At 74.3% G+C, this 12,353-nt stretch carries 10 protein-coding genes; 2 read left to right on the forward strand and 8 right to left on the reverse strand.

What is annotated here, in order from left to right:
- Position 1: 1 nt before the first annotated feature.
- Genes AC067A_RS26115 through AC067A_RS26125 form a run of 3 tightly spaced genes read right to left on the reverse strand, consistent with a single transcriptional unit; the run spans position 2 to position 3,601 of the window.
- Positions 2-1,120, reverse strand: a complete 1,119-nt coding sequence (locus tag AC067A_RS26115; RefSeq protein WP_479244912.1) for an AAA family ATPase — start codon at positions 1,118-1,120, stop codon at positions 2-4.
- Positions 1,117-3,282 (reverse strand): VMAP-C domain-containing protein, encoded by a 2,166-nt coding sequence (locus AC067A_RS26120; protein ID WP_479244913.1) that lies wholly within the window; start codon positions 3,280-3,282, stop codon positions 1,117-1,119. The genes AC067A_RS26115 and AC067A_RS26120 overlap by 4 nt, the downstream gene beginning before the upstream one ends.
- A gap of 1 nt (position 3,283) precedes the next feature.
- The gene (locus AC067A_RS26125; protein ID WP_479244914.1) at positions 3,284-3,601 is read right to left on the reverse strand and encodes a trypco2 family protein; all 318 of its coding nucleotides are present in this window, start codon (positions 3,599-3,601) and stop codon (positions 3,284-3,286) included.
- A gap of 210 nt (positions 3,602-3,811) precedes the next feature.
- Between AC067A_RS26125 and AC067A_RS26130 the strand changes: the two genes are divergently transcribed.
- Together AC067A_RS26130 and AC067A_RS26135 are read left to right on the forward strand one after the other, a co-directional pair.
- On the forward strand, positions 3,812-5,869 hold the full coding sequence (locus tag AC067A_RS26130) for a DUF4139 domain-containing protein (protein ID WP_479244915.1): 2,058 nt from the start codon (positions 3,812-3,814) through the stop codon (positions 5,867-5,869).
- Between the two features lie 7 nt (positions 5,870-5,876).
- Complete coding sequence (locus tag AC067A_RS26135) at positions 5,877-7,457, forward strand: mucoidy inhibitor MuiA family protein (protein ID WP_479244916.1); 1,581 nt, start codon at positions 5,877-5,879, stop codon at positions 7,455-7,457.
- A gap of 63 nt (positions 7,458-7,520) precedes the next feature.
- Here the strand turns inward: AC067A_RS26135 and AC067A_RS26140 are convergent, their stop codons facing one another.
- The 5 genes from AC067A_RS26140 to AC067A_RS26160 are packed head-to-tail and all read right to left on the reverse strand — an operon-like array spanning position 7,521 to position 12,311.
- Positions 7,521-8,228, reverse strand: a complete 708-nt coding sequence (locus tag AC067A_RS26140) for a hypothetical protein (RefSeq protein WP_479244917.1) — start codon at positions 8,226-8,228, stop codon at positions 7,521-7,523.
- Positions 8,225-9,400 carry an ROK family glucokinase gene (locus AC067A_RS26145; RefSeq protein ID WP_479244918.1) on the reverse strand — a complete coding sequence of 392 codons (1,176 nt, stop codon included), beginning with the start codon at positions 9,398-9,400 and terminating at the stop codon, positions 8,225-8,227. Before AC067A_RS26145 ends, AC067A_RS26140 begins: the two co-directional genes overlap by 4 nt.
- 36 nt (positions 9,401-9,436) lie before the next feature.
- On the reverse strand, positions 9,437-10,237 hold the full coding sequence (locus AC067A_RS26150) for an ATP-binding cassette domain-containing protein (protein WP_479244919.1): 801 nt from the start codon (positions 10,235-10,237) through the stop codon (positions 9,437-9,439).
- On the reverse strand, positions 10,234-11,289 hold the full coding sequence (locus tag AC067A_RS26155) for an ABC transporter permease (protein WP_479244920.1): 1,056 nt from the start codon (positions 11,287-11,289) through the stop codon (positions 10,234-10,236). Before AC067A_RS26155 ends, AC067A_RS26150 begins: the two co-directional genes overlap by 4 nt.
- A complete protein-coding gene (locus tag AC067A_RS26160; protein WP_479244921.1) occupies positions 11,286-12,311 on the reverse strand; it encodes a sugar ABC transporter substrate-binding protein in 1,026 nt (341 codons plus the stop codon). Before AC067A_RS26160 ends, AC067A_RS26155 begins: the two co-directional genes overlap by 4 nt.
- Positions 12,312-12,353 lie beyond the last annotated feature (42 nt).

Raw genomic sequence — 12,353 nt, forward strand, 5'->3', positions numbered from 1 at the left:
GTCACACGGCTCCGCCGAGGCGGTGCAGGACGGCGTGGAGGAGGGGGCCCGCGTCGAGGTTGATGCCGCCCTTGCGGAGGAAGACGGCGTTGAGGAGCTGGTCGGTGGCGAGTTCGCCGGCGGCGCGGCGGGCGAGGAAGGTCTCCAGGAGGTCGTCGACCTGGTCGAGGGCGGCCGGTCCGAGGTGGGCGGCGACGATGTCGCGGAGGCGCCGCTCGTCGGGTTCGGGGAGGTCGAGGCGGACGCAGCGGCGGAGGAAGGCGGGCGGGAACTCGCGTTCGCCGTTGCTGGTGATGATCACGACGGGGAACTCGGCGCAGCGGACGTGGCCCCGTTCGACGGGGGCGGGCCGGTCGGGGTCGTCGGTCCGTACGTGGACGGGGGCGTGGTCCCTGGGGAGCCGGGCGAGTTCGGGGATGACGAACTCGCCCTCCTCGAAGACGGTCAGCAGGTCGTTGGGGAGGTCCACGTCGCCCTTGTCGAGTTCGTCGATGAGGAGGACGCGGGGGCGTGCGCGGTCGCCGGGCGCCCCGGCCCCGCGGCGGCGGCCGCGGTCGACGAGGACACCGGCCCCGCGGGGGCGGCCGCGGTCGACGAGGGCGTTGCCGAGGGGGCCGAGCTGGATGTACCGGCCGATGTCGGGTTCCGTGCCGTCGGCGTCGCGCGGGAGGGTGGCCTCGCGGAGCCGGCCGACGGCGTCGTACTGGTAGAGGGCGTCCTGGAGGGTGGAGCGGCTGTTCACGGGCCACTGGAGGACGCGGCCGAGGTTCAGTTCGTGCGCGATGGCGTGGGCGAGGGAGGACTTGCCGGTGCCGGGCTGGCCGGTGACGAGGAGGGGCCGGCGCAGGTGCAGCGCCGCGTTGACCACGTCGGCCTCGTCGGGGCCGATGAGGTAGGGCCGGGGGTAGGGGACCTTGGCGCCGGTCCCGGTTGCGGGGCGGTCGAAGCGGCGCCACGGGGGCGCTTCGGGGAAGTCGACGTCGCGGCGCTCTCCGTTCCCGCGGAAGAGGCGCCAGTCGCTTCCGGCGAGGCGCGGGGCGTCTTCGTCGAGGAGCCGGTCGTCTCCGGCGGGGGCCCGCTCCGGGGAGCGCGGGCCGGTCGGCTGTTCGGGGGTGGTCATGACGCGTGGGTTCCTCTCCAGGGGTCCCTCAGGTGCAGCTGTTCGGTCCTCGGGTAGGAGCCTTCGGGTTCCCAGACGAGCGAGGGGCGGGCCCGTCGTTCCTCCGGGTGGGCGGCGGTGCGGCTGCGGAAGACGCGTACCCGTTCGGCGAGTCCGTCGAGCTCGCCGGAGGGCGCCAGTTCGCCGAGCCGGTCGGCGTCGTCGTAACCGGTGGCCTCGCGGTCCCAGAGCACGACGGGCACGCCGAGGGCGAGGCAGGTCTCGAGCCGGGCCACGCGCTGGTCGGCGGGGCCGTGGAGGACGACACGGGCGGTGTCGCGGTGTTCGGTGCCGAGCAGGTGCATCAGCTTGCGCACGTCGCCGCAGGACGGTTCGGTGACGACGACCGAGGTACGGCCCTTCTTCCACCGGCGTTCCCGGTCCTGGCCCCGGTCGGGGACCATCCGGTCGAGTTCCGGGCAGCTGAGGGAGATCTGGTAGTCGGCGCCGATCGGGGAGGGCGGGAGGAGGCCGCCGGGTGCGCCGGACTCCCATTCGTCGACGGTCAGGTGGAGGCCCGGCCGGTCGACGACGACGGTCACCCAGGGCACGTGGTCGTACCCGCCGGGCTCCTGCCGTGCGGCGCTGACGGCCTCGGCGAGGGCGCTCGCCGCCTCCCGCGGGGTCTTCGGCTCCGACGACGGGCTCTTGAGGATCCGGTGGGTGCCGTCGGTGCGGAGGAGCAGGATCCGGCACACGTACCGGTCGCCGTCCCCGGCGCCGTCGCGCTCCAGTTCCATGACCACGCGGGACACCAGCGAGTTCCGGCGGCGCTCGGCCCACCGTGCGGCGTCCATGCGCCGCTCCCCCAGGGCGTCGCCGTGGACGCCGATCCGGTCGGCCGTCCGCTTCGACCAGGCGCGCAGCTCGTCCTGTCGTACGCCGTCCACGGCGGCCGCCACGTACTCGACGAGGCGGAGGAGCGCGGGGACGGGCGGGCTGCCCTCGGGGATGCTCTCGCCGTCGGGGAGTTCCTCCAGTGCCTCGACCGCCTCGGCGAGTTCGTGCTCCTCGATGCGGGGCCGGTCGAGGCAGCCGGGCAGTGCCGCGTACGGCAGCGCGTCGCGGGCGGCCTGGGGCAGGAGCGCCGACTGCTCGTCGCGGATCCGGCGCAGCAGGTGCAGGAGGTCGTCGAACTCCTCCGGCGAGAGGAAGGGACCGCGGCCGAGCACCCTGGCGTGGGAGAGGAAGGCGGTGAGGCAGGAGCGGAACGCCTGGTCCACGGCGCGCGCGGCGAGGGCCTGGCCGAGTGCGGCGTGCGCACGGGGGTGCGCCAGGAGGAGGGTCACGAGATCGGCGGCGGTGGGGGCGTAGTCGGCGGTCTCGTAGCCGAGTTCGCCCGCGAGTTCCCGGGCGTGGGCGGTGCGGGCGGCGGGGTCGGCGAAGAGCGGGCGGAGCAGCTGCTCCAGGGCCCGTTCGGCGGGGGTGCGTTCGGCGCCGGGCGCGGCCCTCGGCGCCGGTACGCCGATCGCGACGAGCTCGGCGGAGGCGCACGCGTGCTCGGCGAGGTGGTTCAGGAAGTCCGCGTCCTGGACGAAGGAGTGCGCGGGGACGGCGAGCAGCCTCCTGGCGCCGTAGGCCTCGGGTTCCTGGACGACGACGCCGACGAGCCTGTGGTCGCAGAAGACGGCGGCGCCGGAGACCCCTCCCCAGGCGTTCTTGCCGTCCTCGCCGGGTTGCGGGGCGGGCCCCTGGTCGAGGACGTAGTGGCGGCCGGAGCCGGAGAGGGGCGACAGCGTGCCCCGCAGGTTCTCGACCTCGCGCGTCTCGACGGTGGCGGCCTTCGGGTAGCCCAGTCCGGCGTACGGCAGCGGCGCCCGGCCGGCGGGGCGGCCCCAGAGGACGGCGCCGGGGAGGTCGACGGCCTGGTCGATGCGCAGCAGCGCGACGTCGAGGCCGTCGGGCGGGGTCCACAGCAGCTCGGCCCTGACGGTCCGCGTGGGGCCCTGCCCGGGGTGGCCGATCTGGACGGAGATCTTCGGCCATGGCGTGCCGGTCCCCCGGTCCACCAGGAGGTGACGCGCCGTCAGCACGAGTCGCGGGCCGATGAGATACCCGGAACCGGTGCTGCGCCGCCCGTCCTGCGTACCGCCGCGGATCAGCGCCAGTCTGCCCGGCTCCACGTCACTCCCCGTCGTCCCACGACCCGGTCTCGTCGTCGTTGACCTCGGGTCGGGTGCCGCCTGCGGCCTTGTCCGCGACGGACAGCCGGATCCTCAGCGTGTGGGTGCGGACGCTCGCCCGCTCGACGCCCCCGCCGACGGTGACGACGCCGAAGGAGAGCTTGCCGTCGCCCTTCTGCGAGTGGCGCAGTTCGAGCTGGAGTTCCAGCTCCGCCTCTTCCACGCCGAAGGCGAACTGCTGGCCGGCGCCCTGCCGCTGCGCCTCGTACAGCTCCTGCCGCAACTCCTCGATGGCCGCGGCCAGACCGATCGTCGACATCCCGGCGACTCCCCCGCTCGGACCCTCGGACGGACTCTCGGACAGGCCCGAGAACAGTGGGTCAGCGGTACGTTACAGCGAACGGGGGATGCCTCGAACGCGCCTGTTGACAATCGGCCAACGGGAGGGCGGCGTCCGGAAACGCCTGCCCTGCGGGCCCCGGCCCGGCGTACGCTTCGGTTGGCGTGAAAGCGACGGGGGGCGGAGTGCATGACGGACGGTCCGGAGCAGCGGTGGGCGTCGGCTCTCGATGCGGTGGTGGTGTACGCGCGGGGCGCGGTGTGCCGCCGGCTGGCGCGGGGGACGGTGGCGCCGGGCGGACGGGTGCGGGTGACGGGGCTGCCCCGGTCGCTGGACCCGGGGTCTCTGCGGGCCCGGGTACTCGGCGCGTCCGGGCTGCGGGTCACCGAGGCGCGGGTGGTGGTCGAGGCGGAGCCGCTCGGGCCGGACGTGTCCGACGGGGCACGGCGTGAGGTCGAGCGGCTGAGGGACGCGCGCGTGGCGGCGGAGGCCCGGCGGGACCGGCAGCTGGGTCTGATCAAGGAGGTCGAGGGGCTCCATCCGGTGGCGCCCGGCCGGAAGCGGGACGAGCCGTACCGCCGGACCCCGGTCGACGCCTGGCTGGAACTCGCCGACTTCGTGGACGAGCGGCTGACGGCACTGCACACGCGCCTGGCCGAGCTGGAGGAGGCGGTGGTCGAGGCCGAGCACGCGTTCGCCGTCGCCGCCGACCGTCTCGGCCGTGCCTCGACCGACGCGCCGTCGGAGCACGTGGGGACCGTGGTCTGCGCGGCCCTGACCCTGGACGGCGCCGGTGCCGGTGACGTCGAGGGCGAGGTGGAGGTGGAGCTGGAGTACGGGGTGCCGGGCGCCGTCTGGGTGCCGACCTACCGGCTGTCGCACCGTCAGGGCGACGGCAGCGGGAGGCTGCTGCTGCGGGCCTCGGTGGCCCAGCGCACGGACGAGGACTGGACCGGCGTGCGGATCGCCCTGTCGACCGCCGATCTGCGGCGCCGCACCGACCTGCCGAGGCTGCGGTCGATCCGGCTCGGCCGCCGTCAGGAGGCCCCCGCGCCGTCGGGCTGGCGCGAGCCGCCGGCCGGGCTCGCGGACCTGTTCGCCGGGTACGACGCGGCGGGCCCGCGCCCCTTCACGCCCTCCGCGCCGGGCGCCGTCGCGGCCGGAGCGGCCGAGGCCGGCGTCCCCGTGCCCGTGCCCGTGCCCGTTCCGCCGCCGGTGCCTCCGCCGGCGCCCGCCGTCCGCGCCCGGCGGTCGGCCGTCCCGCCCGCGCCGCAGCCGCCGGGCGGCGCGTACGGCGGAGCTCCGCCGGCGTTCGCCGGGCCCCCGGCCTCCTTCGCGCCCGCGGCGCCCTTCATGCCGGGGGCTCCCGGTGCGGCGGCGCCGGCGCCTCAGCCGCCGCCACCGCCGGGACCGCCGCAGCCGAGCGGCGCCGAGCTCGACTACGCCGCGCTCGTCCTGCGCGGCCCCGACGAGCAGGGCGACCGCCGGGGCCGGCTGTTCCCCGACGTGTCCTTCGACCCGGTGGCGGCCGAGTGCCGTCGCCGCGCCGAGACGGTGGCCGGGCTTCCGCTGCCCGGACAGGCCGTGTGGCCCCGCGAGTCGGCGGGCTCCTTCGACCACCGCTTCGACGCGGCCGCGCGCGCCGACATCCCGTCGGACGGCACCTGGCACACCGTCACCGTCGGCGAGATCGCGGTCGGTCTGCGCACCGAGTACCTGTGCGTGCCGTCCGTCGAGCAGACCGTGTACGCGACGCTGGTCCTGTCCAACGCCACCGACCAGGCGCTGCTCGCCGGTCCGGTGGAGGTCACCGTCGACGACGACTTCCTGCTGACCGCGGCGCTGCCCACGCTCGCCCCGGGCGGGGTCCGGCGGGTGGGACTCGGGCCCGCCGAGGGCATCCGGGTCACCCGCCGGACGAACCTGCGGGAGTCGACCGCAGGTCTGCGCAACAACGTCACCGTGCTCGACCACCGCGTCCACGTGGAGCTGGCCAACCGGCTCGCGAGGCCCGTCACCGTCGAGGTCCACGAGCGGGTGCCGGTCACCTCGGACGGGGACGTCAGGATCGAGGAGCGGGCCGACTGGACGACGCCCGAGGAGGGCGCCGGAGCCGACCGCCACGCACCGGGCACCCGCGTCTGGCGCCTCGACCTGCCCGCGGGCGCCACCGCCGCCCTCGACGGCGGCTACGAGATCCGCATCCCGACCGGCAAGGCCCTGGTCGGCGGAAACCGCAGGAGCTGACACCGCCATGACCACGACCACCCACACGACCACCGCCGTGCAGCCGATCGCCCTCCCCGTCACCGCCGTGACGTGCCTGGAGGACCGCGCCCACGTCGAGCGCACGGCCGTGCTCGACCTGGCGGCCGGCGTCCAGCGGCTGCGCCTCGGCCCCGTCAGCGCGCTGGCCGTCGACCGGACCCTGCACGCCGAGGTGACCGCCGATCGCCCCGCGACCGTGCTCGACGCGCGGATCGTCCGGACCTGGACGCCACGCGCGCCGCTGCCCGCCCACGACGGCGACTCCGCCCTGCGCCGGCGGTCGGACGCCCTCGAAGCGGAGCAGTCGTCCCTGGAACGGCAGGGCGACCGGCTGCGCGCCCGCCTCGGTCTCCTCGGCCGGCTCGCCGCCGACCTGCTGCGCGAGATCGGCGAGGGCGTCGGCGCCGGGGAGAGCGAGCGGTCCCGCTGGGCTGCCGAACTGGACCGGGTCGACGGCGAGCGCGACGCGTACGCCGAACGGCTCCGCCGCGTGCAGGCCCGGCTGGTCGAGCTCGACGCCGAGTTCGACGAGACGCAGCTGGCGCTGTACGCCTCCGGGGACGAGCCCGCCGAACTCGTCGGCCACGTCGAGCTGACCGTGGAGGCCGCGGCAGCCGGGCCGGCGGAGCTGCGGCTGACCCACCTCACCCCGTGCGCGCTGTGGCGGCCGGCCTACCGGGCCGTGCTCGACGGCGACTCGCTGACCCTGGAGACCGACGCGATGGTCTGGCAGCGGACCGGCGAGGACTGGTCGGACGTACGGCTGACGCTGTCGACGGCCCGGTCGGCACTGGCCACCGATCCGCCGCGCCTCGCCGAGGACCGGCTGACGCTGAAGGACCGCTCGGCGGCGGAGCGCCGTACGGTCGACGTGGAGCTGCGCGAGGAGGAGGTCGGGGAGCTCGGCCCGGCGGCCGTGCTCGGTCTGCCGGGGGTGGACGACGGCGGCGAGGCGCGGGTGCTGAGCGCCCCCGCGCGGGTCTCGGTGCGCGGGGACGGCCGCGCCCACCGGGTGCCGCTCTCCGCGTTCACCACGGCGGCGCGCGGCGAGTACGCCTGCGCGCCGGAGCTGTCCCCGCTGGTCACCCAGGTGGTGCGGTGCGACAACCTGTCCGGCCACGTGCTGCTCGCCGGGCCCGTGGACCTGGTCCGCGACAGCGGGTTCGGCGGCCGCGGCACGCTGGACTTCACGGCCGTCGGCGCCCCGGTCGAGCTGGCCTTCGGCAGCCGGGACGACTACCGGGTGGTCCGGCGGACCGAGGAGTCCCGCGACTCCGTCGGCCTCACGCAGCGGACGGTCGTCACCCGCACGGTGCGGCTGCACGTCTCCCGTTTCTCCGCGCCCGGGGAACGCGGCGAGCGGACGGTCGTCCTGCGGGAGCGGATCCCCGTCTCGGAGGTGTCGGCGGTGGAGGTGCGGCTCCACAAGGACGCCTGCTCCCCGGCGCCCGACGTGATCGACGCCGACGGCATCGCCCGCTGGGACCTCGCCCTCCCGCCCGGTGGCCGCCGCACGGTCACCCTGGTGTACGAACTGTCGGCGAGCGGCAAGGTCACCGGGCTCTAGGAGGCGTCTTGCCGATCAGGCCGGGCTCGCGGGGGCCGGCCCGGGCGGGTCCCGCCACCGCCGTCAGGGGCTGGTGGCGGAGACGGCGTACACCCGGGGGAACGCCGGGTCGGTGAGGTCGACGGTGATGTCGGTGTCCGGCCGGGGTTCCTCACGGGTGACGGTGGTGCCCGCCCAGACCGTGGCGCCGGTCGTCCCGTCGGTGGCCCCGGTCGCGCCGGTGGCGGGGCCGCCGGTGGCCGGAGCGGCGGTGCCGGCGGTCGCCGGGGTGACGGGGGCGCCGGTCGCCGGGGTTGTGGGGCCGCCGGCCGGGCCGTCGTCGAAGGTCCAGTCGGCGATGTCGGCGTCGCGTTCGCTGACGGTGACGTGGCCCGGGGTGAGCTGGGCGCGGCTGGTGCCGGACTCGGCGAGGAAGGCGTCGAGACCGGTGGCGGTGGTCGTGAACTGGACGTACAGCCGGCTCGTCTTCCAGTTGCTGGTCTCGTAGTAGGCGACGTCCCAGGCGCCGGCGGGGATCGGGACCTCGAAGACCCGGCGCTTCATCTGGGAGGGCCGGTTCGCCTGGAGGCCGGCCGCCGAGGACTCGCGTTCCTTGTCGCGGCCGCTGTCACGGCTCTGGCCGGCGGAGATGACCAGGTAGCCGGCCGGGATACCGACGAGCAGCACGATGATGACGGCCGTCAGCCAGCGGCGGCGGATCATGTGCCGGCGGTCCTCGGGGAGCTTGGCCCGCGGATCGTGCGGAGGGGGGGACGGGTGGGGCAGGGTCATGAAGGGGGGTCCTCGGGGGTACGGGGGGCCCGGCCCGAGGTCCCGTTGCGCAGGGCCTGGGCGTAGCGCTCGTACCGTTCGTACCGCTCGACGCGGCGCCGGTTGGCGCGGCGGAAGCGGCGGGCGACGAGCCGGGCGAGGTCGGCGGCACCGACCATGCCGGCCTCGGGGCCGAGCTGGGCGCGGGTGATGCGGGCCTCGGGGCGGTAGCCGCGGCCGGTGAGGTGGCGGCGGAAGGCGTCCCGGGCGGGGCCGATGAGGAGGTCGTCGGCGGCGGAGACACCGCCGCCGATGACGAAGCAGGAGGGGTCGAGGGCGGCGGCGAGGTTGGCGATGCCGACGCCGAGCCACTGGCCGATGTCCTGGAAGAGCTCGACGCACATGGCGTCGCCCTCGCGGGCGAGCTCGGTGATGAGGGGGCCGGTGATCTCGGGGACGTTCCCCTTGACCCGTTCGATGATCTCGTACGCGACCGGGGAGTCGGCGGCGGCCAGCTCGCGGGCCTCGCGGACCAGCGCGTTGCCGGAGCTGTACTGCTCCCAGCAGCCGCGGTTGCCGCAGGGGCAGCGGTGGCCGCCGGGGACGACCTGCATGTGGCCGAACTCGCCGGCGACGCCGAACTTGCCGCGCTTGACCTGGCCGTCCTCCAGGATGGCGCCGCCGATGCCGGTGCCGAGGGTGATCATGACGAGGTGGTCCTCGCCGCGTCCGGCGCCGAAGCGCCATTCGGCCCAGGCGGCGGTGTTGGCGTCGTTGTCGACCATGACGGGTACGGCGAGGCGGCCCTGGAGGGCGTCGCGGAGGGGTTCGTTGCGCCAGGCGAGGTGCGGGGCGAAGAGGACCCGGGCCCGGTCGGCGTCGACCCAGCCCGCGGCGCCGATGCCGACGGCGTGCACGTCGTGCCGGTCGGAGAGGTCGAGGACCAGTTCGACGATGGTGTCCTCGACGACCTTGGGGCTCTTGGACTTGTCCGGGGTCTCCGTGCGGAGCTTCTCCAGGATGTTGCCGTCGGCGTCGACGACACCGGCCATCACCTTCGTACCGCCGATGTCGATGCCGACGGTCGGCACCCGCGGCGCGGTCAGGTGGGAGCGCCGCTCCCGGGTCCCCACGGTCCGCAGGACCGTGCCGCGGGCCGAGCCGCGGTGGGTCAGGTCACGGTAGGTACTCATCGGCTCGATTCTGCCAGGTGGGGTGTGAGGGGCGCGTCACGAAGCGGCGGGCCGCTCCAGTTCGTGGCGGAGGTCCTCCAGCTCGGTGCCGCCGGCCATCTGCCGGGTCAACTCGTCGAGGGTCACGGAGTCCTTGGTGTGGCTGCCGGCCATGACGCCCCGCTTGAGGAGGACGAAACGGTCGCCGACGAGGTAGGCGTGGTGCGGGTTGTGGGTGATGAGGACCACGCCGAGACCCTGGTCGCGGGCGGCGGCCACGTACTTCAGGACGACGCCGGACTGCTTGACGCCGAGGGCGGCGGTCGGCTCGTCGAGGACGAGGACCTTGGCGCCGAAGTGGACGGCGCGGGCGATGGCGACGCACTGGCGCTCGCCGCCGGAGAGGGTGCCGATGGGCTGGTCGACGTCGCGCAGGTCGATGCCCATGCGGAGCAGCGCCTCGCGGGTGGTGGACCGCATCAGGCCGACGTCGAGCCGCTTGAGGGGGCCGGAGCCCTTGGTGGGTTCGGAGCCGAGGAAGAAGTTCCGCCAGACCGGCATGAGGGGGACCACGGCGAGGTCCTGGTAGACGGTGGCGATGCCCCGGTCGAGGGCGTCGCGCGGGTTGGCGAGGGCGACCTCCTCGCCCTCGATGCGGAAGGTGCCGGCGTCGTGCCGGTGCAGCCCGGCGACGATCTTGATGAGGGTCGACTTGCCGGCGCCGTTGTCGCCGAGGACGCAGGTGATCTCCCCGGCGCGGACCTCCAGGGACACCCCTTCGAGGGCCCGGATGTTGCCGTAGTACTTGCTGACGTCGTCCAGCTCGACCAGGGAGGCGGAAGCGGTCTCGGTCGTCACTTGGTGGCCTCCACGCGCTTGCGGATCCAGGCGTTCAGCAGGGTCGCGAGCAGCAGCATCGCCCCGAGGAAGAACTTGAACCAGTCCGGGTTCCATTCGGCGTACACGATGCCCTTGCTGGTCATGCCGAAGATGAGGGCGCCGACCGCCGAGCCGATGGCGGAGCCGTATCCGCCGGTGATCAGGCAGCCGCCGATGACGGCCGCGATGATGTAGATGAGCTCGTTCCCGACTCCTTCGCCGGACTGGACGACGTCGAAGGAGAAGAGCAGGTGCTGGCCGGAGATCCAGGCGCAGAACGCCACGCCCAGGTACAGGCCGATCTTCGTCCGGTAGACGGGGACGCCGACCGCGCGGGCCGCGTCGGCGCCGCCGCCGACGGCGAAGATCCAGTTGCCGAAGCGGGTGCGGAGCAGGATCCAGGTGGCGAGGGCGACGAGGCCGAACCACCACAGGATGGTGACCTTGAACTCGACGCCGCCGATCGTCAGCTGCGAGGCGAAGAGCTTCCGGGCGGAGGGGAAGCCCTCCATGTCGGCGATGCTCTTGGTGGAGACGGTGCCGCTGATCAGCTTGGTGAGGCCCAGGTTCAGGCCGGTCAGCATGAGGAAGGTGCCGAGCGTGATGATGAAGCTGGGCAGCTTGGTGCGGGTCAGCATGAAGCCGTTGAAGAAGCCGATCGCCAGGGTGACGAGCAGCGAGACGCCGACGCCGACCCAGACGTTCGCGGTCATCTGGTAGCTGAACATCGACGAGATCAGCGCCGAGCTCGTCACCAGCACGCCGGCGGACAGGTCGAACTCGCCGCCGATCATCAGCAGGGCGACGGGGACCGCCATGATGCCGATGGTGGAGGCGGCGTAGAGGACGGTGCCGAGGCTGGAGGCGCGCAGGAAGCTGTCGGCGGTGACCGAGAAGAACACGAAGACGGCGAGGGCGCCGACGACCGAGCCGAGCTCGGGGCGGGCGAGGAGCTTCTTCAGCGGGGTGGTGCGCAGGAGCCGTTCGTCGACGTGGTCGACGCCGTCCGACGGCGGGGCGGTGGAGCTCATCGGGTGCCCCGCTCCGCGTAGCCGACGAGCGCGGCGGCGTCGTCCTCGGTGATGATCTGGGGGCCGGTGAGGACCGGCTTGCCGCCGCCGAGGACGTCGGCGTTGTAGCGGTACAGCCAGAGCAGGTCGACGGCCTCGTAGCCCTGGAGGTAGGGCTGCTGGTCGACGGCGAAGCCGAGGGTGCCGGCCTGGAGGGCGGTGGCGACCTTGGCGTTCAGGTCGAAGGTGTCGACCTCCGCCGTGCTCCCGGCGCTCTTCGCGGCCTGGACGGCGGCGTCGGCGAAGGGGGCGCCCAGGGTGACGACGGCGTCGATGGCCTTGTCGGACTGGAGCTTCGCCTCGATGGACGCCTTGACGTCCGGCATGTTGGTGCCGTCGACGTAGAGGTTCACGAGCTCGCCGCCGAAGGTCTTCTTCGCACCGGCGCAGCGCTGCTCGTGGCCGACGTTGCCCTGCTCGTGCAGGACGCAGAGGGCCTTCTTCCTCCCCCGCGCGTCGAGTTCCTCGCCGACGGCCTCGCCGGCGACGGTCTCGTCCTGGCCGATGTGGGTGAGCGCTCCGTAGGCCTTGGACTGCTCGGCGCCCGAGTTCACGGTGATCACCGGGATGCCGGCCTTGACGGCCTTCTCGACGGCGGCCTTCATGGCGTCGGGCTTGGCGAGGGTCACGATGAGGCCGTCGACGCCCTTGGAGACGTACGAGTCGATCAGCTGCGCCTGCTGCTGCGCCTCGTCGCTGTGGGCGTAGAGGAAGTCGACGTTGTCCTTGGCGGCGGCCTGCTGGGCGCCCTTCTGGACGATGTCCCAGAAGGTGTCGCCGTCCCCGGAGTGGGTGACCATGGCGAAGGTCCACTTCGGGGTGTCGACGGCCGCGCGGCCCTGGGCCTGTGCCTGGGCGGCCTTGCGGGCGTCCTCCGCCCGCTTTCCGCCGGTGCTGCTGCACCCCGCGAGCGCCCCTGTGAGTGTGAGCGCGAGCACGGCGCCGACGACGGCGCGTACCCCTCCGGTCCGAAGCCTGGTCACGAGGCCGTGCCCTCCTTTGTGTCCTTCTGCGTGCATTGCAGT

This window comes from Streptomyces sp. NPDC043176 (assembly GCF_056436715.1).